Here is a 22,752-nt window from a genome sequence, read left to right on the forward strand (position 1 = left end):
TGACATGTCAGGGCTGTGAGTAGCTTCCCCTCCCGGGAGGGGTTGGGGTGGGTAAAAAAATAGAAATGAAGAAAATTATATTTATACAGATTTGTCTATTACTGAACATTGTTGCTTCAGCTCAACTTTCTGTTGTCAATCTTCGTTGCGAAAGCACAACGAATCCATTGGGTATTGAAGCTGCACAACCAAAACTGAGTTGGCAGTTACAATCTTCGCAGCAAAATGTATTGCAGACAGCGTATCGCATTCTTGTTGCTGATGATGAAGCCTTGTTGAAAAAGAACATCGGCAATGTGTGGGACTCAAAACAAATTAAATCATCTGCTTCCATACAAGTTGCTTATGCAGGCAAGGCCTTGCAATCAACAAAAAAATATTTCTGGAAAGTACAGGTGTGGGATAACAAAGCAAATGCATCAGCATGGAGCAGTACTGCTCATTGGCAAATGGGTTTGCAGCAAATAAAAGACTGGAGCAATGCAAAATGGATCGGTTATGATGAGCCGCTTGATTCATTGCGGATCTTTCCGCTTATACACCAGGGTGGTAAAAGAAGCTGGGGTGCAAGAAGAAATGTATTGCCCATCATGCGCAAAGAATTTTCTGTACAGAAGCAAATTAAATCAGCTACAGCGTTTATTTGTGGTCTTGGTCATTTTGAATTATTCATCAACGGAACAAAGACCGGTGATCATTTTTTAGATCCCGGTTGGACGAACTATGCTAAACAGGCGCAATACGTGAGCTTTGATGTAACAAAACAGTTACAACAAGGAAAGAATGCAATTGCTGTGATGTTGGGCAATGGGTTTTATTATATACCCGGGCAACGCTATCGTAAAATGACAGGCGCTTATGGTCACCCTAAAATGATCATGCGTACATTGGTTGAATACGCAGATGGTACAACAGAAAATATCATTAGTGATGAAAGTTGGAGTACAGCATCATCGCCCATTATTTTCAGCAGCATATTTGGAGGAGAAGATTATGATGCAACATTGGAGCAAACGGGTTGGAGCAAGCCAGGTTTTAATGCTGCACAATGGAAAAAAGTCATCACCACCACCGGTCCTCAGCAATTAATTGCTCAATCGCAACCACCGGTGAAGATCATGCAACGGTTCAACGTGAAGAATAAAAAAGAATTATCGAAAGATGTAACTGTGTATGATCTCGGGCAGAATTTTTCAGGCATTCCTTCTGTTACAGTTAGCGGAGGTAAATATGATACAATAAAAATTTATTGCGGCGAATTAATAAATGCGGATGGAACAGTGAATCAAAAAGCAACGGGCTCGCCTTCTTACTTCACTTACATTCTCAATGGCAATGCCGATGAAAGCTGGCATCCGCAATTCAGCTATACAGGCTTTCGCTATATGCAGGTGCATTGTATTGCAAAAGATAGTTTACAACCATTACCCATTGTAAAAAATATTGAAGGACTGCATATAAGAAGCGCCATGCAATCAATTGGCTCGTTTAATTGTTCCAATGAATTGTTTAATCAAACAAATACATTGATTGATTGGGCAATTAAAAGTAATGCAGTGAGTTTGTTTACGGATTGTCCGCACCGTGAAAAGTTGGGTTGGTTGGAACAAACACATTTAATGGGTTCGTCAGTACAATATAATTATGATATTGCAACGTTGAACAGGAAAATGGTGAACGACATGGTTCAAACGCAATATGCAAATGGAAAAATTCCGGAAATAGCACCGGAATTTACTGTGTTTACGCCACCCTTTGATGAAAGCCCGGAGTGGGGCAGTGCTGCAATCATTTTACCCTGGTATAATTACAAATGGTATGGTGATAAGCAAACGTTACTGGATGCATATCCTGCAATGAAAAAGTATGTGGCGTATTTGCTTACAAAAGATTCATCGTTTATTTTGAAACATGGTCTTGGTGATTGGTTTGATATTGGTCCTAAGAAATCGGGATTTGCCCAAATGACGAAAATGGGTGTTACAGCTACTGCAACTTTGTATTACGATTTAAACATACTGACAGACATTGCAATCCTATTAAATAAATCAACTGATGCAAAAGAATACAAAGTATTGGCAACTGAAGTAAAAAAAGCATTTAATAAAGCTTTCTTTAATTCAACAACGTTGCAATACGATTCGGCCAGTCAAACAGCCAACGCTATGGCTTTGTATATGGGATTGGTGGAGCCGCAATATAAAAATGCAGTAGTGAATGCATTAATAAAAGATATCAAAAGCCGTAACAATGGATTAACAGCAGGCGATATTGGTTACCGTTATGTATTGCGTGCATTGGAAGAAGCCGGAAGAAGTGATATAATATTTGATATGAACAGCCGTGATGATGTGCCGGGTTATGGGTTTCAGTTAAAACATGGAGCAACGGCATTAACAGAAAGCTGGCAGGCTTATGAAAGTGTAAGCAATAATCATTTCATGCTGGGGCATTTAATGGAATGGTTCTTTGCCGGGCTTGCAGGTATTCAGCAAAGCAATACATCTGTTGCATATAAAGAAGTGGTGATCAAGCCCGAAGTGGTGGGCGATATTACAAATGCAAAAGCATCATTTGAATCACCGTACGGAGTGATTAAAAGTGAGTGGACAAAAACAGAATCTGTATTTAACTTTCAGGTGCAGATTCCGGCAAACAGTACAGCGGTTATCTACATTCCAGCAAAGAAAGGCCAAACCGTTTTGCAGAATGGAAAGAAAGCAACAGTTGTTTATGCAAGCGGAAAAGCGGTAGTAAAAGTTGGTTCAGGTGATTATCAATTTAGTGTAGCAAATAATTAATAAAGGATTTTATGAAAGCATTAGTGTGTCAGCAACCGGGTTCGTTCGAATATGTAGAAAAAGAAAGACCAGCAATTCAACCCGGTCGAGCTATTTTGAAAGTAAAACGCATTGGCATTTGCGGAACTGATCTGCACGCCTTCGAAGGAACACAACCATACTTTGTTTATCCACGTGTGCTTGGTCATGAGTTGGGTTGTGAAATTGTACAGGTTGATGCAGATGCCGGTTTTGAAGTGGGCGAACGTGTAACGCTCATTCCTTATTTCAATTGCGGCGAATGTATTGCATGCAGAAATGGTTTGCCCAACTGTTGTGCAGCCATCAATGTGTTTGGTGTGCATGTGGATGGTGGTATGATGGAATATATTTCAGTGCCCACTTCTGCATTGTTACATGGCGGCGATATGAGTTTTGATGAACTGGCACTTGTTGAGCCATTGGCCATTGGTGCACATGGCATCCGCAGAGCAGGTGTTCGCTCAGGTGAGTTTGTATTGGTGATTGGTGCAGGTCCGATCGGTTTGGGCATTATCGAATTTGGTCGCATTGCAGGCGGACAAGTAATTGCAATGGACGTAAACGATACACGTTTGAATTTCTGTAAGGATAAATTAAAGGTACAGCATACCATCAACCCGTTGAATGAAGATGTGATGCAGCGTTTAAAAGAAATCACCAATGGCGATATGCCGACAGTGGTGATCGATGCAACAGGAAATCAAAAAGCCATCAACAGTGCATTTTTGTACATGGCACATGGCGCAAGATATGTGCTGGTCGGTTTACAAAAAGGCGAATTGATTGTTGCGCATCCCGAATTTCACAAACGTGAAGCAACACTTATGAGCAGCCGCAATGCCACGCAGGAAGATTTTGATCATGTGATGATGTGTATGCGTAATAAACTCGTTGATCCGTCAACGTACATTACGCATCGTGTACAGTTTGATGCAGTGAAAGATAATTTCAAAAGCTGGCTCGATCCAAAGAACGGAGTAATTAAAGCAATGGTGGAAGTTTGATTCGCCACAAAGACGCTAAGTCTCGAAGTAGCACAAAGAATTGAAGAGTAATTGCCACAGAAGCATGGATGAATTAAAACCTATCGTCTTCCAGTCTTCCCGGCTAACTAAAAAACATAGGCAAAATGCAATACAGAACATTAGGTAAAACAGGGTTTAATATTTCAGCTATCAGTCTTGGTACATGGCAGGTGGGAGGTAAGTGGGGCAGTGCATTCGATGAAAAAAATGCAGATGCTATTTTAAATACTGCAGTTGATAACGGCGTCAACTTTATTGATACTGCAGATGTGTACAGCGATGGTGAAAGTGAAAAAGCCATTGGCCGTTTTCTGAAAACAAGAAAAGAAAAGCTATTTGTCGCTACAAAGTGTGGTCGACAAATTCAGCCGCATGTCAACGAAGGTTATACTCCGGCAGTTTTAAGAAAGTATGTAGAAGATAGTTTAACTCGCTTGCAGGTGGAAACAATTGATCTCATTCAATTGCATTGCCCGCCAACAGCAGTTTTCTATCGTCCTGAAATATTTGGTTTGTTTGATGATTTGAAGAAAGAAGGAAAGATTCAACACTTAGGTGTAAGCGTTGAGAAAGTGGAAGAAGCATTAAAGGCAATTGAGTTTGAGAATGTAACAACGGTGCAGATCATCTTCAATATGTTTCGCCAGCGCCCGGCAGAATTATTTTTTGAACAGGCGAAAAAGAAAAACATTGGTGTGATTGTTCGTGTGCCATTGGCGAGTGGATTGTTGACAGGTCATTACTCAGCACAAACAGTTTTTGAAACTGGAGATCATCGTCAGTTTAATCGCAATGGCGAATCATTTGATAAAGGCGAAACTTTTTCAGGCATTGATTACGCCACAGGTTTACAGGCAGTGGAAGAATTGAAACAAATTGTTCCTGCGGGAAAATCATTAGCTGCAATGGCGTTGAAATGGATTCTGGATTTCGATGCAGTGAGTACGGTTATTCCCGGAGCTTCAAAACCCGAACAGGTAACCCGCAACTTGGAAGCATTGAAGGAGCAATCGCTCAGCAGTGAGCAGTTGCAACAGGTGCAGGCTGTGTATGAAAAATATATCAAGCAGGCTGTGCATCATTTGTGGTAAAGGAGGGAACCACAAAGACGCAATGGCAGAAAGATGCACAAAGAAAAACGTCTTCTAATCGTTAAAAGAAACTGCCACGGAGGCACGGAAAACACGGAACAAAATGAAGTCGACTAAAAATAAATTACCCATTGTTGCTTTACTGTTGTTGAGTTTAATTTCAACAGCGCAGGTTCGTTCTATTGCAGATTTCAACAACGGATGGAAATTCTTTTTAGGCAATGATAGTCTTGCAAGCAATGCAAACTATAACGATACGAAATGGAGAAGTTTAAACCTGCCGCACGACTGGAGTATTGAAAGCAATTTTTCTTCTTCATTTCCTGCAACCAATCAGGGCGGTGCATTGCCCGGTGGTATTGGCTGGTATCGTAAAACATTTACCGTTCCTGCAACATCAAAGAACAAAGTCACACGTATTGAGTTTGATGGTGTGTATAAAAACAGCGAAGTATGGATCAACGGACATTATCTTGGTAAGCGCCCCTATGGCTATATTAATTTCTCTTATGATCTCACTCCACATTTAAATTATGGTAAGCCGAATGTGATTGCGGTAAAAGTGGATAACAGTCTGCAGCCCGATTCAAGATGGTACAGCGGCAGTGGTATTTACAGGGATGTGAAGTTGGTGACTACAAACAATGTGGCTATTGCTGAGGCAGGCGTATTCATTGCAACTCCAATCGTCAGCAAAAACAAAGCAACAGTTTCCATTCAATACAACGTAGCAAACACAGGTACGCAGAAAGAAATTGTAAATCTTTACACAGATTTGTATGATGCAGCAGGAAAAAAAATCGCTACATCAAAACAAGTTGTATTACGCACAATACCTGTCGGAGGCTATGCGTATGCAGATCAAATACAAATTGCAGCACCCATACTTTGGTCAACAGCAAAACCTTACTTGTACAAAGCTGTTACAAAAATTGAACGCAATGGTCAACTCATCGATGAAGTAAAAACAAACTTCGGTATCCGTTCCTTCCGTTTCGATGCCGCAAATGGTTTCTTTCTCAACAATGAGCCATTAAAAATACAAGGCGTTTGTATGCATCACGATCTGGGGGCATTGGGAGCAGCATATAATCATGCCGCAGCAAAACGCCAGTTGAACATATTAAAAGAGATGGGCGTGAATGCTATCCGTTTTTCACACAATCCGCCTGCCGCAGCTATTCTTGATCTATGTGATGAAATGGGATTCCTGGTGCAAGTAGAAGCATTCGACATGTGGAAGAAAAAGAAAAACAAGTTTGATTACAATCTCTTCTTCGACGAATGGCATGCAAGGGATATACAGGCAATGGTATTGCGTGACCGAAATCATCCTTCTGTTTTTATGTGGAGCATCGGTAATGAAATAAGAGAACAATTCGACAGCACAGGCACTACAATCGCCAAACGTTTGGTTGAACTGGTAAAAGCATTGGATACAACACGACCTGTAACCTGCGCCTTAACCGAAAATTTCCCGGAGAAAAACTTTATCTGGAAATCAGGCGCATTGGATATACTCGGCTTCAACTATAAGTTGTACGATTATGCTGATTTGCCCAACCGTTTTCCCGGTCAGTCATTTGTTGCAACAGAAACAGCATCGGCCTTAGCAACTCGTGGTTCGTACGATATGCCGAGCGACAGCAACCGCCTTTGGCCACCCGATGGTAAAACGCCAACAGTAAAAGGCAATGCAGATATGAGTGTATCTGCCTACGATCATGTTTATGCATACTGGGGTTCATCGCATGAAGCGGCAATGGTAGCAGTGAATAAATACAAATACATGTCGGGTATGTTTGTGTGGAGTGGTTTCGATTTTATTGGTGAACCTGTGCCTTATGCATGGCCGGCCCGCAGTTCGTATTATGGTATTGTTGATCTTGCCGGGTTTCCTAAAGATGTTTTTTATCTTTATCAAAGCGAATGGACAACGAAACCGATGCTTCATTTATTTCCGCATTGGAACTGGAACAAAGGCGATACGGTGGATGTATGGGCTTATTATAACAATGCCGATGAAGTAGAATTATTCCTCAATGGAAAATCATTAGGCAGCAAATCGAAAACAACGGATGTCTTACATGTCAAGTGGCGTGTGCCTTACGAAGCGGGAATTATAAAAGCTGTTTCAAAAAAGAACGGCAGGGTAGTACTCTCAAAAGAAATTAAAACTGCAGCATCCCTTTCGAAAATACTTGTAACTGCTGATCGTACTAAACTCAAAGCCAATGGAAAAGACCTTTCGTTTCTTACAATAAAACTGGTTGACAAAGATGGAAATCTTGTTCCCGATGCAGACCGTTTTGTTGATGTTATTGTAAAAGGGGCGGGAGCTTTAGCCGGAACTGACAATGGTTTCCCGGCCGATACGGTTTCATTGAAAAGTTCGCAACGTAAAACCTGGAAAGGGATGGCTTTAGCAATTGTGCAGACCAATGTAAAAAAGGGAAATATTACCGTTGTTGTAAAGTCTGCCGGTTTAAAAGACGTAATCATTACCCTTGAAACCGAAGAGTAGAAGGCGTAATAAGCTTTCGGGAACGTTTCCGTAACTATTTATTGAATAGTAAAATAATCCATCAACTTAGCAAAACCTTACATTTTTAAGGCTGGACGTCAATGTAATTTTAGACCATGATTTAAACATCGTTTTTGTTTGAATCGGTTAACGATTAAAAGGCTTCAGGTATGAGTTTAAGTTTGCCATTTCAGGATCATTTGCATAGTGCTGCCGGTATATTAAAAAGCAGTACATCTTCTTTTAAAAAAATAGTGGTTACAGCAATTGTTACTGTTTTTGCATTTTGTACAGCAGTTGCACAAAACACACCAACTCCCGAAGAAAAAGCAGCTTACATTAAAGTAATTACAGAACGTGCTGCAAAAATCGTTAACACACTTTCTATTAAAGATTCAGCAACGTATAAAAACGTTCTGGCATTGTTGGTCGATCAGTACAGCAATATCAACCGCATTAACGAAGAAACTAAAATAGCTTTAGCAGCAATCAAACAGCAATCAATCACCGCTCAGGAATCTGCTCTTCAGGTACAAAAGCAGGAGGAGAAAAAAACAGCGCAGCTTCAGCAACTGCACACATCTTTTCTTGCCGGGTTACAAAAGAATTTAACTGAAGGGCAGATTGAGCAGGTGAAAGACGGGATGACCTACGGTGTATTAAAGGTTACATACACCGCCTACCAGGATATGATTCCAACACTTACAGAAGAACAAAAAAAGAAAATTTACACATGGTTGGTAGAAGCAAGAGAACTGGCAATGGATGGCGAATCATCAGATAAAAAGCACGCCATTTTTGGTAAGTACAAAGGCCGCATCAACAATTATCTTTCTGCAGCAGGTTACGATCTTACGAAGGAACGGGAAGAGTGGCAGAAACGCATCAACGCAAAAAAAGAATCTTCGAAATAATTTAACTACTGATTTTTCTTAAAAACCCAAAAAGCAAAATGCCATATAACATGAAGTATTTGCGATTACCAAAACTGCTGTTACTTTCCGTGTTTTCATTTTTTGCGGTAGCCCTTTATGCACAGGAATTAACTGTGAGTGGTACCGTAACAAGTAAAGACAATGGAGAACCTCTGGAAGGAGTTAGTGTTAAAGTAAAAAACTCTTCCATTGGTACAACAACCAAAAAAGACGGAACCTTTACACTTAAAGTTCCATCATCATCATCCATACTGGTGTTCTCGTATGTAGGATTTGCCGGCTTTGAAAGCAGGGCATCTGCATCGGGCGCATTATCAGTACAGCTGGAGCGTAATAACAACGACCGCCTTGAAGAGGTGGTTGTTATTGGTTACGGCACCAAAAAACGTGTAAACGTGCAAGGTTCGGTTGGAACCATTAAGGCGGCCGAGATCGAAGATTTGCCTGTTGCCAATCTTCCATCGGCTTTAGTAAACCGTATACCGGGTGTGGGTGTAAACTTCAGCTCGGGTAAACCGGGTTCTACCACAACCATCAACATCCGTAACGCAACAACTTTCCCTGGTGCGCCAACAGGTGTTACCAATCAGCCGTTGATTGTTATTGATGGTATTATTTCCAACCCAACACAATGGTCGCAGGCAACGAATGCCGATTGGTTCGAAAACCTCGACGCAAGCCAGATTGAAGACATTACTTTTCTTAAAGATGCCTCTGCGGCTATTTATGGTGCTGCGGGTGCAAAGGGTGTAATATTAATTACTACCAAAAAAGGTAAAGCCGGTAAACCAAAAATTTCTTATTCAGGTTATTTCGGTGTATCAACTGAAGCAATAAAAAATAAATCACTTACTGCTTACGAGCATGCTAAGTTTCTGAACGATGGTTATGAGATGACGGGAGCACCGCTCAACCAGCGTTTTTCACAAGCCGATCTGGATTCGTTAAAGTCTATGCCCGATAAATCGTGGTACGACTATTTCTGGAAAAACGGTAAAGTTCAACGTCATACCATTAACGTTTCCGGTGGTACCGATAAGGTTACTTTGTTTGCTGGTGGTAGTTATTATAACGAAACAGGTAACTACGGTATTACTCAAAATAACAAATACAGTTTCCGTACGGGTATGAATGCGGTAATTGTTGAAGGACTTTCTGCACAGGTAAACTTTGCATCAGACTTCAACAGAGAACGTAGCAATAACTGGAAGAATGCAAACACAGAAACAGACGATGCTACGATTCGTGCATTATATCTTACTCCTAAATGGATTCCTGTTGAAATTAACGGGCTGCCGGTTGCCTTTGGCGGTAACGCTGCACCTAATAACAGTACAGGTAATCCATGGAGCATGTTAGGCGTACACCGTTCGGGTGCTTACAGAGATGCAAAATCACAAGGTCTTTCTGTAAACGCATCGCTTGAATGGAAACCGAAATTTGTTAAAGGTTTTGCTGCAAGAGTGCAGTTTGGTAACAACACACGTACCAATAACTCTTTAGGATATTATCCAACGTATTTGATCTACAACTTTCAAAGCAGAGGTCAAAATGGTTTGCTGTTGTCCGATCAGTTAAACACAACAACTCCTTCAAGAAGAGTAACAAGCCAGTCCGATCAGATCGAAGAAGGTATTACAACTTCTAAAAACTACCAGTTTATTACTACGCTTTCGTACGGTCGCAAATTTGGCGATCATGATATGGATGTAATGGTGGGTTTTGATCAGGGCGAAGCAGATAGTAAAAACTACCTGTTGTCTAAAACAGGACAGATCGTTGCAGGTGTAGATGAGTTCTGGGCGTTCAGCAACGATCCTTCTACATTAGGCAGCATTCAGGATGCATTGCGTAATCCGCAATTCTTCCGTAGTGCAAAACGTTCGTATATCAGCCGTGCAAACTATTCGTTTAAGGGCAGATACTTCTTCGAATTTATAGGTCGTGCCGATGCGTCAGTAAACTTTTTACCTTCTAAACGCTGGGGCTTTTTCCCAACCGTTGGTTTAGGTTGGAAAATAAGTGATGAAAGTTTCTTTAGAAATGTTACGTTCGTAAACTCACTTAAGCTTCGTGCAAACTATGGTATTGTGGGTGAAGACAGGGTAGGTAACCGTTTGTGGGAATCACGTTTTACACAAACAACAGGCGTTGTTATTGGCAATGCTGTTACCGGTGGTTTAGATCCGAACATCTATCCTAATCCAGATCTTACCTGGGAAAAAGCAAGAACGCTTAACGCCGGTTTCGACGCATCGTTCCTCAGCAACAAACTCACTCTTACTGTAGATTTCTATAATCGTTATAGCTACGATGGTTTCGATACTTATTCAGCAAGTGTGTTTCCTCCAACAGCAGGTATTCCTCCTCCGGTAGTAAACTATGGTCGTCAGCTTAGCTGGGGTTCTGAGTTCTCTGTAGGTTACCGTACACGATTTGGTAAGAACTGGGGTATTAATGCAGATGTAAACTTTGGCTGGAGTAACAGTATGATGTTGCAGGTGTTTTATAACGAAGCATGGCTTGGAACTTATGGTCCTGATCAGTTAGGTATTATGATCGGCAGAGATCCACGCAAATATAACAGTACCAATTTAGGTTACATCGCAAAAGGAATTTTGCGCACACAAGCCGAAGTTGATGCGGTTCTTGCAAAAAATCCCAACTACTTAATTGGCGGAGCCAAACCACAGGTAGGTTTTATGGATTTTGAAGATATTAATGGCGATGGTCAGATCAACGATCTGGATATTACAACGATGTACGATCGTACATCACCATTTGCTTCTTTTGGTATTACATTAGGGGCAACCTACAAAGAGTTTAAACTGCAAATGAATATGAACCTGCGTATTGGTGGTAAAGTTGCTTACGATGGTGAAGCAAGAAAAGTACCTACCACTACACAAAATGCACCTGCATTCTGGGCCGATCATTGGACTCCTTCAACTCCTAATGGTAAGTACCCAAGAGCCGATGCGCCGCTTGCAAGAGAAAACTCAACGTTCTGGATTGTTGATGGTACACAAAGCCGCATTAACAATGCTGTATTATCGTACCAGATGCCAAAACACATTGCAGCTAAATTTAAAGTTCCGGATCTGCGTATAATGGTAACAGGTACAAACCTCTTTAGCATTATTAATCCGTTAAAATATAAAGATCCATACACTTCAAACTTTGCAAACTATCCAACACTCCGTACAATTTCATTGGGTATTAATGCAAGCTTATAATTTGAATTGTAACAACACAAAACGAACAAAAATGAAGCAGATAAAATATACAGGTTCTTTTATACTGGCAGCAATATTACTGTTGTCTACAACATTGTCTTCCTGTAAAAAAGATTCCGAATTCTTTAATATCGAAGATCCGCAGGGTATCGACTCAAAAATATGGGAGGATGAAGGTGCGGTTGGCCTGTTCCTTAACAGAACGTATGGTTTAATTATACCACAATGGCCGGTACCGGGTACAGCACCAGGTAATATTCACATCACTTCCGATGAAATGAATGGTGGTAACACCGCTTTCTTATACGGTACACTGGTTGAGAACTCTGTTACCGATTTAGGTACCGGCAATACGATTACCACTAACCGTTATTTCGATATCAGAAGATGTAACCTTGCATTGGAAGGTATTGATTCAAGCAAAGCAATTCCATTAGCAACTAAGAAAATCCTTCGTGGTCAGTTTTATTTTCTGCGTGCATATACTTATTTCCGTATGGTTAGCTTATACGGAGGTATTCCATTAGTATTAAAAGTGCAGGAATTAAGTAATGAAGGTATACCTGCAGTTCCACGTGCCAAAACAAGTGAATGTATTGCAGCCATTGTAAGAGATTTTGATTCTGCAGCAGCAAATTTACCTGCAACATGGGCAACAACAGAAGCTGGCCGTGTAACAAGAGGTACAGCAATGGCAATGAAGGGTAAAACATTACTGTTCTGGGCAAGCCCGCAGTTTAACCCTACCAATATTGCCAGTCGTTGGGAAGATGCTTACCAGGCAAATAAAGCAGCATACGACCAATGTGTGGCAGATGGATATGCGTTGGTTACGAGATACTCCGATATCTTTCTTACAGAAGATCATAAAGAAGCGATGATTGTAAGAAAGTATACAACAACCAGAGACTGGGGTACTAACATTGAAGCTATTACAAGACCAAGTTCTGAGTCGCCAAGTGGTAGTGGTTCGTTTCAGCCAACATGGAACCTGGTACAGGCATATGGTATGAGCGATGGATTACCAACTTCACATGCTTCTTCAGGTTATAGTGCCAACCAATTCTGGATAAACCGTGATCCACGTTTTGATGCAACCATTGCATACAACGGTGCTTTGTGGGCGTTGAGTGGTAAAGCAACTCGTCGTCAATGGCAATACAACGGTGTAATTGATGAAACATCATCCACTATTGTTACAGGGTTTTATAACCGTCGTTTCTGCAACACAACACTTACTCCTACCCAAGCTGTTTATGCATCGAGTACCGGTGGCGGTAGTGGTATGGATTGGATTGAAATGCGTTTTGCAGAGGTGATTATGAACCTTGCAGAATGTGCAAATGAAACAGGTCGTTTAGCAGATGCTAAAAACTACGTACGTGCAATCAGACAAAGAGCAGGTATTGTTGCCGGTTCTTACGATTATGGTTTAGGTGTTGCAACAGATGCAGCTTCTATGCGTACTCTTCTTTTAAACGAACGCCAGGTAGAATTTGCAATGGAAGGAAAGCGATATAACGATTTAAGAAGAACAAGAAATCTGGGTTTATTAGCTGCAAGACAATCGTATAAACTGGCTCCTAAATCTCCATACTTTGCAGGGGCTTTGCCTTCGGGCGGACCTGTTGCAGGACGTATTTACCTGGATGTGCCAAATACACAGGGGCAACGCCCAAGAGATACGGTTAACATTAATAACCTTGCTTCATTCTCAATGGTGTTTACTCTTCCCGGAACAGTTGCAAGTCTTGAAGGTTCTAATGTGGTAAGTATTCCAAACAAGTATTATTTCTATGCTTTGCCCAACTGGTTCAGTCAAAACTTCTTTATTGAACAAACACAGGGCTGGGTTAATGGTACATTCGATCCTTTACAATAAGTCTTAAACTAAAATAACTACAACAATGAAAAAATATTTGACAGGGATTTTTGCAGCGGGCTTATTGTTAACCGCCTGCGAAAAAAAGGTGGCCCCGGTTGATGAATATTATGTAACCGTAGAATACAACAAGGTATCGGCAAAGGATTTAACCGGCGATATTGAATTGAATCCGAAGGATAGTATCTATCTCAATTTCACAATCAGTTCGCCAAACGATATGGCTTATATCGAGATACAGAAAAATGGAACAAGAATAGATACGTTTCAACTGAACACTCCTGAAAAGCGCAGAAGTTTTTCGGCAATTAAAGGTTATAGAGTAGATAGTGCTGCGGGCAATTATACATACCGTGTAATGGCAAGAAGTGCAAGAGGTATCTATATGGGTGATGGCGGTAAAGAATTGAATGTAACCGTAAAACCAGATTTCTATTTCTGGTCGTATCGTATACTGCAGGTGCCCGATTCTGTAACACAAACCAATAAATGTTACTACTCAACAAAGGATGGTAAGATTTATAGTTATGCTGATGGTCCGGGTAACTCATCGTCAATCGATTTTGGTTTTTATTGGGATACAACAGGCCGTGGTACAGCATCAACAACCGATGATTTGAAACATACGCTCTATGCCCTTAATGCTCCACAATCACAGATTGCGTTTAATGATGTTTCGCAAAGTAGTTGGACAAAGAATGCAACCTTGTTAAAGAAAATGCCTTCTTCCATCAACTTTGTAACCAACTTAACATCAGCCGGTGCAATTCAAACATTAATTGGTGGAAATATGACATCGGGCACTGCTTCGAAAATAAGTACCGTAAGTACTGCTTCCGGCAGCAACGTTATCGGGTTTAAAACAGTAAGTGGAAAGTTTGGTGCAATTTTGATCCGTTATGTAAACGGCGATTCTCCAAACAAAACAACACAGATAGAGGTAGATGTAAAAGTGCAGAAATAGGGTTTGTATAACACTAAAAATAAAAAGAGAAAGTGTTATCACTTTCTCTTTTTATTAGAGCAGGTTTCATCGAAATAAATCGTCTTAATCAGTATACATTCAATACATAAAATAACCATTCAAAAAAAGCTTGCAGTAATCGTTGATGATTGTTTCAGATAACAGAAGTTGCAAATTGTTTTGGTTATTAGGTGTGCAAATAAAAACAATAAGAATTCAACACATGAAATTCGTTCGTTACAAACTTTACAGTTTAGCAGTTTGTTTGGCAGTAACAGGCAGTGCATTTGCTCAGTATCCTGATATTCCAAAAGATGTTCAGCAAAAATCAGATTCATTAATGCGTGCCGCAAATAGACACTCCGACTCGGCATGGCAGGCAGCATGGCCAATTATTCAGCAGCAAGCGAAAGAAGGGAAACCATACATTCCATGGGCTTCACGTTACGATGAGTTGCCGCAATCTGATGTACTGGCATTTCCCGGAGCAGAAGGTGGTGGTCGTTACAGCTTTGGTGGTCGTGGTGGTAAAGTATTTGTTGTAACAAACTTAAATGATGATGGTCCCGGTAGTTTACGTTGGGCTTGTGAACAAGGTGGTGCAAGAATTATTGTGTTCAATGTGGCAGGTATCATTCGTTTACAAACACCGCTAATCATTCGTGCACCTTACATCACCATTGCAGGACAAACAGCACCGGGTGATGGTGTGTGTATTGCAGGTGAAAGCGTATGGATCAACACACATGATGTGATCATCCGTTACATGCGTTTCCGCCGTGGTGAAACATGGGTTGGTCGCCGTGATGATGCGATTGGGGGAAACCCAATTGGTAATATTATTATCGATCACGTAAGTGCAACATGGGGATTGGATGAAAACATGAGCATGTATCGCCACATGTATAACGATAGTACAGGTAAAATTGAAGATAAATTCGGTACCGTAAACATCACCATTCAGAACTCCATTTTTGGTGAGGCGTTGGATACATGGAATCATGCATTCGGCAGTACACTTGGTGGTGAGAACTGTACATTTATGCGTAACCTTTGGGCAAACAATGCTGGTCGTAACCCATCAGTTGGCTGGAATGGTATTTTCAACTTTGCCAACAACGTTGTGTACAACTGGGTACACCGTAGCATCGATGGTGGCGATTACCGTGCACAATACAATATCATCAACAACTATTTTAAACCGGGCCCGGCAACACCCAAAACGCCGATCGCTTATCGTATTCTTAAACCGGAAAGCGGAAGAAGTAAACTCAAAGAAAAATATTATGGCCGGGCATTTGTAAACGGAAATATTGTTGAAGGTTATCCTGAAGTAACAAAAGATAACTGGAATGGTGGTGTACAGATTGAAGAAGAAAAAAATGCAGGCGACTACAAAGATTATATAAAAGTAAATAAGCCGTTGCCGATGTCGCCGATCACGATTCTTCCTGCAGAGGACGCAAGAAAATATGTATTGGCCAACGCAGGAGCAACATTACCTAAGCGTGATCCGGTTGATACCCGCATTGTAAAAGAAGCAACAACGGGAAAGGTTGATTACAATCCAAATGTGAAATTACCCGAAACGCAATTCAAGCATCGTCGTATGCCAATTGATTCATACAAAATAGGCATCATTACAGATCCTGCACAGGTAGGTGGTTATCCTGAATACAAAGGAACGCCTTATGTTGACAGTGATAATGATGGTATGCCTGATGCGTATGAAGTGAAAGTTGGTTTGAATCCAAAAGATGCATCTGATTCTGGCAAAATAGCAAAGAACGGTTACAGTAATATTGAGAATTATCTCAACAGCGTAGTGGATGTGAAAAAAGTAACTCCATCAACAACTACTTCTGTGAAGTAATATAAAAATGAAAAGCCAATGTATATTGGCTTTTCATTTTTTGAATGGCTATATGTACATCTGTTCATTTTTAACAAGTGAGGAAAACCTGATTGTTTAAAACGAAAGTGTTTCAAATGAAAAAACATATTCTATCACTGATGATTGCCGGGATATCTATTGCAACAACGGCATTAGCACAGTACCCTGTTATTCCACAACGTGTAGAAGATTCAGCAAATGCTGTTTACAGTCAGTATCAGCAACGTTCGAAAGAACAATGGAAAAAAGCAATGCTCGTTGTAGAGGCAGAAGCAAAGAATGGTAAACCATATATTCCCTGGGCAGCAAAGCCGGAAGATCTTCCACAAGCTTCTATACCTGCATTTCCGGGTGCAGAAGGTGGTGGTGCATTCAGCTTTGGTGGTCGTGGCGGTAAAGTGTATGTGGTTACTAATTTGAATGATGATGGCGAAGGAAGTTTTCGTTGGGCATGTGAGCAGGGTGGTGCACGTGTTGTTGTGTTTAACGTAGCAGGTATCATTCGTTTAAAAAGCCCGGTTAACATCAATGCTCCTTATATTACTATTGCCGGACAAACAGCTCCCGGTGATGGTGTGTGTATTGCTGGTGAAAGTGTGTTGATCAATACGCATGATGTTGTGATTCGTTATATGCGTTTCCGCAGAGGTGAAACAGAAGTCACTCGCCGTGATGATGCAATAGGTGGCAACGGTGTTGGAAATATTATTATCGATCATGTTTCTGCAAGCTGGGGATTAGATGAGAACATGAGCATGTATCGCCATGTGTACGACAGAGGTGGTGAAAAACAAGAGAAACTTCCTACAGTGAACATCACAATTCAGAATTCAATTTTCTCGGAAGCACTGGATACGTATAATCATTCATTCGGTAGCACTATTGGCGGATTAAACAGTACGTTCATGCGTAACCTTTGGGCCAATAACATCAGCCGCAATCCTTCTATTGGTATGTATGGCGACTTTGGTTTTGTGAACAATGTTATTTTCAACTGGTGGAACCGCAGTGCAGATGGTGGCGATAACAATTCCCGTTTTCAATTCATCAATAATTATTACAAGCCTGGTCCAATGACTCCGGCTGGTAAACCAATCAGCTATCGCATTTTGAAACCAGAGGCTGGTCGTGATAAAGCAAATGCCAATGTATATGGCAAGGCTTATGTTACAGGAAATATTGTGGAAGGCAACGAACGTGTAACAAAAGACAACTGGGATGGTGGCGTACAGGTTGAAGATAATGATGAAGGGGTTAAATATCTGAAGGATATTCGTGTAAACGAACCTTTCCCAATGGCGAAGGTTGTGATCATTCCAACCAAAGATGCGTACAATTATGTATTGGCAAATGTTGGCGCCACATTGCCTAAAAGAGATCCGGTTGATACACGTATCATTGAAACAGTAACAACAGGAAAGATCACTTACAAAGAAGGCGGGTTAACAGACATTGGCAAACAGTACATCAAAAGAAGATTGCCTTCTGATTCTTATAAGCAAGGTATTATTACACATCCATCGCAGGTGGGTGGTTATCCTGAATACAAAGGCACACCATACAAAGACAGTGATAACGATGGTATGCCTGATGCATACGAAACGAAGAATGGATTGAATGCAAAAGATGCATCTGATGCGGGTAAGATCACAAAGAACGGCTACAGTAATATTGAAAACTATCTTAACAGCGTAGTGGACGAAAAAACGGTGAAGCCGGCACAGAAATAACTAAGGATTCAACACATACTGTTTGTATCTTATAACCAGTTTGAAAGGAATGAACGTGAAAAAAAAGACAGTATACCAGATTATCGTTTTAGTCAGCAGCTTATTCATGCAACAGGCTTTACTTGCGCAAAAGCAGGCAAAGCCTGTTCCTCCTTTATACAGTGAGAAAGGGAAATTAGTTTATACCCCGGATCAATCAGGTAACCGTATTCCTGATTTTTCTTATTGTGGTTATAAAGCATCAGAACAACCTATACCAACTGTTGATGTGAAAGTAACAGTGCCTGCTAAACCAGGCGATGCTACTGCACGCATTCAGGCAGCGATTGATCATGTAAGTAAACTGCCGTTGGATGCAAATGGTTTTCGTGGTGCGGTGTTGTTATTACCGGGCAGGCACGAAGTGTTGGGACAGTTACGTATTGCAGCATCAGGTGTAGTGTTGCGTGGAAGTGGAGTGAAGAATACGACTTTGGTTGGTGCAGGAACAGGAAGATTAGCGTTGATCAAAATTGTTGGGAAGAACACAATTTCAAAAGAACTCTCCGGTTTGAAAATAACAGACGCATATGTACCTGTGAATGCAATGAGTTTTCATGTAGATCAGATCAATATAAAGGATCACTCAAACAAGATCATTATTCGTCGTCCATCAACATCTAACTGGATCAACTTATTAGGTACTGATCATTTTGGTGGGGGTATTACAGCTCTTGGCTGGAAACCCGGTGAGAAAGACTTGTTCTTCGATCGCAGCATTACAAAAGTAGAAGGCAATACTGTTTATATTGATGCACCGATCACCACTGCGCTCGATACAACTTACGGTGGTGCTTCCGTTTATTTTTACAACAACGATGGTCGCATTAATAATTGCGGCGTAGAAAATATTCAACTTGTTTCTACCTACAATCAATCAAATCCAAAAGATGAAGATCATCGTTGGAATGCGATCAATATTGAAAATGCAGAAGATTGCTGGGTACGTCAAATAACCTTCCAGCATTTTGCAGGCAGTGCAGTAAGCGTATTGGAAACAAGCAAACGCATTACGGTTGAAGATTGTATTTCATTAGCACCTGTTTCAGAAATTGGCGGTCAACGTCGCTATACATTTTTAACTACAGGTCAGCAAACTTTGTTTCAACGTTGTTATGCCGAATATGGTTATCATGATTTTGCTGTAGGTTTTTGTGCAGCAGGCCCCAATGCATTTGTTCAATGCGAATCAATTCTTCCTTACAGTTTTAGTGGTGCGATTGATAGTTGGGCTAGCGGAGTCTTGTTTGATGTAGTGAATGTAGACGGCAATGCATTACGTTTTGGTAATCGTTACCAGGATGCAAACGGCGCAGGTTGGGCAGCGGCCAACAGTGTATTCTGGAATTGTAGTGCAGCACGCATTGATTGTTACAAACCACCAACAGCACAAAACTGGGCCTTTGGTAGCTGGAGCCAGTTTGCAGGCGATGGTTATTGGAACGAAAGTAATAACAGCATTACACCAAGAAGTTTGTATTATGCACAGTTGCGTGAACGCATCAATAAAAATATAGAAGCGCAGGCCCAGATCATGGATGTGCCAACAGAAGCAAGCAGTAGTCCATCTGTTGATGTTGCACAGGCACTTACAAAAGAGGCATCGAAACCAAGGCTTCAATTGAAACAATGGATTGAGCAAGCTGCTACACGTACAAAGATTTCTGTCGCCTATAATAATGTAAAAACGATTGATGAAGTTGGAGTGCAACAGAAACCAAAACCAACATTGGCACCTGCATTGCAAATCAAAAATGGTGTGTTGGTAAGAGGTGATGAATTGGTAACAGGCAAACGCATTAGTGTACAATGGTGGAGTGGTGGGTTGCAACCAAAAGATATTAAAGATGCAAGACCGCATATTACACGTTTTGTTCCCGGTCGTACAGGCAAAGGTTTAACGGATGATCTGAACGAAGTGGTAACAGAAATGAAAGCAACAAATAATGTTGCCATTGAACACAACTATGGTTTGTGGTACGATAGAAGACGAGATGATCATGAACGCATCCGCCGTATGGATGGTGAAGTATGGCCGCCGTTTTATGAGTTACCATTTGCAAGAAGCGGAAAAGAAACAGCATGGGATGGGTTGAGTAAATACGATCTTACCAAATACAATTTGTTTTATTGGAGCAGACTGAAACAGTTTGCAGATCTGGCCGATCAGAATGGTTTGATCCTGATGCACCAGAATTATTTTCAACACAACATCATTGAAGCAGGCGCACACTATGCCGATTTTCCCTGGCGTACTGCCAACAATATCAACAACACCGGTTTTGTTGAACCTGTAAATTATGCAGGTGATAAACGGATATTTTATGCTGAACAATTTTATGATCTGTCGAATCCCATTCGAAAAGAACTCCATAAAAAATACATTCGGCAATGTTTGTCAAATTTCAAAGACAACAGCGGTGTTATTCAACTCATCAGTGAAGAATATACAGGGCCTCTTCATTTCGTAAAATTCTGGCTCGATGTAATTCGTGAATGGGAAAAGGAAACAGGAAAGCATCCGCTCATCGCTTTAAGTGTTACCAAAGATGTGCAGGATTCTATTTTGAGTATGCCTGCTTATGCGGCCGTAGTTGATATCATCGATATCCGTTACTGGCATTACCAGGCCGATGGCACAGCGTATGCACCAAAAGGTGGAGAGAATCTTGCTCCCCGTCAGCATGCCCGTTTGCTCAAACCAAAGAAAACAAGTTTCGAACAGGTGTATCGTGCAGTAAAGGAATACCGCACAAAATATCCAACCAAAGCAGTTATTTACAGTGGTGATAGTTATCCTGAATTTTCAATGGCTTCGTTTATGGCCGGAGGAAGTATGCCGGTGTTGCCTGGAAATATGGATGCCACATTACTGAAAGCAGCAGTGGGTATGAAGCCGGTAACATCAACCACTGCCAATGAATATATTTTGAGTGATGGTAAGAACAGCATTGTTTATAATTCAGAAACAAGGAAACTGGAAAAGCGATAACGCAGTGATGGAATAAATTACTGACTTGATGGAAATATTTATCCTAATCTGAGTTTTTGCCTATGTAAAGTTACCTTTAAGAGTTGCCGGTTGCGGAGCCGTAGAGGTTGTTGAAAAGAGTTAACGAAAGCCAATGACTTTGTTCCGGTTTTAAAGGATTCCATATTTTTTATTGCGGATTTCAATATCAGAAAGATTTTTAACGATGAAGATTCTCTTACAACGATTTGCTTCGGCTTCTCTGCAAATGGTCATTCTCAACATTGTCACTCTCTTATTTTGTTTACAAAGCCAGGCACAGGTTAAACAACTAAAAGTATCTGCCAATAAACGTTTCTTTCAAACCATTGATGGTAAACCATTCTTCTGGATCGGTGATACCGGCTGGTTATTATTTGTAAAATGCAGTCGTGAAGATGCGATCAAATATCTTGAAACAAGAAAGCAACAAGGTTTTAACGTGGTGCAGGTAATGGTGCTGCACGACATGAACAATACAAAGAATGTGTATGGCGATTATGCATTGATCAACGAGGATGCTTCAAAGCCAAATGTTACAAGGGGAAATAATTTTGCTGATACAACTGCTTACGATTATTGGGATCATGTTGATTTTATTGTGGACGAAGCAGCGAAGCGTGGTATTTACATGGCAATGGTTCCTGTTTGGGGCAGCAATGTAAAAGGCGGTAAAGTAAATGCAAAGCAGGGTGAAGTGTATGCAACGTTTTTAGCCAACCGTTATAAAAACAGAACAAACATCATTTGGCTCAATGGTGGTGATGTAAGAGGAACAGAAGGATTGGATGTGTGGAAAGTGATTGGACCTACGATAAAAAAGCTCGACCCTAAACATTTGATGACTTATCATCCACGTGGCCGCACATCTTCCAGCGATTGGTTTCATAATGAAGCATGGCTTGATTTCAATATGTTTCAAAGTGGGCATAAAAATTATACGCAGGATACCAGCAGCAACGAAACCAATCACTACGGCGAAGACAACTGGAAATTTATTGATGTTGATTACAACTTAAAACCGGTGAAGCCAACATTGGATGGCGAACCTTCTTATGAAAATATTCCACATGGCCTGCACGATAGTTTGCAGCCACGTTGGAAAGATGCAGACCTGCGTCGTTATGCTTACTGGAGTGTGTTTGCAGGTGGTGCAGGATTTACCTATGGCGAAAATGCAACGATGCAATTTAATAAAATGGGCGATTGGACAGCCAACTATGGTGTAACCATGAACTGGAAACAGGCGGTAATATCACCCGGTGCAACGCAAATGGTTCATCTGAAAAAACTCATGCTGAGTAAATCGTATTTTGATCGAGTACCTGCACAGGAATTGGTGGTTGACAGCGGCGAACGTTACAATCGGGTTGCTGCAACAAGAGGAACAAACTATGCAATGTTCTATGTGTACAATGGACGAAGCTTTACCATTGATGCAACGAAGCTGAGGTTTACTGCATCAAAAGCAAACTGGTTCAATCCGGCTAACGGTAAACAACAACCGGTTGTAGGATATAAAAAGGATACAACAACTTTTGATCCTCCAGGTGAACAGAAAGACGGTAACGATTGGGTATTGATTTTAGAGAAATAAGCC

At 41.0% G+C, this 22,752-nt stretch carries 12 protein-coding genes; all 12 read left to right on the top strand.

Annotated features, from left to right (window positions below):
- The first annotated feature begins 65 nt into the window (after positions 1-65).
- The 12 genes from ESA94_RS18410 to ESA94_RS18465 all read left to right on the top strand — a co-directional run bounded on the left by ESA94_RS18410 (position 66) and on the right by ESA94_RS18465 (position 22,749).
- A complete protein-coding gene (locus tag ESA94_RS18410; protein WP_129132419.1) occupies positions 66-2,801 on the top strand; it encodes a family 78 glycoside hydrolase catalytic domain in 2,736 nt (911 codons plus the stop codon).
- Positions 2,802-2,812: 11 nt separating this feature from the next.
- Positions 2,813-3,826, top strand: a complete 1,014-nt coding sequence (locus ESA94_RS18415) for a zinc-binding alcohol dehydrogenase family protein (protein ID WP_129132420.1) — start codon at positions 2,813-2,815, stop codon at positions 3,824-3,826.
- A 125-nt stretch (positions 3,827-3,951) separates the two neighbouring features.
- Positions 3,952-4,938: an aldo/keto reductase gene (locus tag ESA94_RS18420; RefSeq protein WP_129132421.1), complete on the top strand. Its 987-nt coding sequence runs from the start codon at positions 3,952-3,954 to the stop codon at positions 4,936-4,938.
- A 103-nt stretch (positions 4,939-5,041) separates the two neighbouring features.
- Entirely contained in the window at positions 5,042-7,462 is a 2,421-nt protein-coding gene (locus ESA94_RS18425) for a sugar-binding domain-containing protein (protein WP_129132422.1), read from the top strand.
- Positions 7,463-7,632: 170 nt separating this feature from the next.
- A complete protein-coding gene (locus ESA94_RS18430) occupies positions 7,633-8,376 on the top strand; it encodes a DUF3826 domain-containing protein (RefSeq protein WP_129132423.1) in 744 nt (247 codons plus the stop codon).
- A 50-nt stretch (positions 8,377-8,426) separates the two neighbouring features.
- Positions 8,427-11,633, top strand: coding sequence for a SusC/RagA family TonB-linked outer membrane protein (locus ESA94_RS18435; protein WP_164972788.1), 3,207 nt, complete (start codon positions 8,427-8,429; stop codon positions 11,631-11,633).
- 31 nt (positions 11,634-11,664) lie between these two features.
- Positions 11,665-13,515 carry a RagB/SusD family nutrient uptake outer membrane protein gene (locus tag ESA94_RS18440; RefSeq protein ID WP_164972789.1) on the top strand — a complete coding sequence of 617 codons (1,851 nt, stop codon included), beginning with the start codon at positions 11,665-11,667 and terminating at the stop codon, positions 13,513-13,515.
- A 25-nt stretch (positions 13,516-13,540) separates the two neighbouring features.
- Positions 13,541-14,479: a hypothetical protein gene (locus ESA94_RS18445; RefSeq protein ID WP_129132426.1), complete on the top strand. Its 939-nt coding sequence runs from the start codon at positions 13,541-13,543 to the stop codon at positions 14,477-14,479.
- Between the two features lie 223 nt (positions 14,480-14,702).
- A complete protein-coding gene (locus ESA94_RS18450; protein ID WP_129132427.1) occupies positions 14,703-16,352 on the top strand; it encodes a polysaccharide lyase in 1,650 nt (549 codons plus the stop codon).
- 116 nt (positions 16,353-16,468) lie between these two features.
- Positions 16,469-18,103: a pectate lyase family protein gene (locus tag ESA94_RS18455; RefSeq protein ID WP_129132428.1), complete on the top strand. Its 1,635-nt coding sequence runs from the start codon at positions 16,469-16,471 to the stop codon at positions 18,101-18,103.
- 106 nt (positions 18,104-18,209) lie between these two features.
- Entirely contained in the window at positions 18,210-21,134 is a 2,925-nt protein-coding gene (locus tag ESA94_RS18460) for a DUF6298 domain-containing protein (RefSeq protein WP_164972790.1), read from the top strand.
- 205 nt (positions 21,135-21,339) lie between these two features.
- Positions 21,340-22,749, top strand: a complete 1,410-nt coding sequence (locus ESA94_RS18465; protein WP_240671096.1) for a glycoside hydrolase family 140 protein — start codon at positions 21,340-21,342, stop codon at positions 22,747-22,749.
- The last annotated feature ends 3 nt before the right edge of the window (positions 22,750-22,752 follow it).

Origin of the sequence: Lacibacter luteus, from assembly GCF_004118265.1 — a bacterium.
Classification (GTDB): Bacteria; Bacteroidota; Bacteroidia; order Chitinophagales; family Chitinophagaceae; genus Lacibacter; species Lacibacter luteus.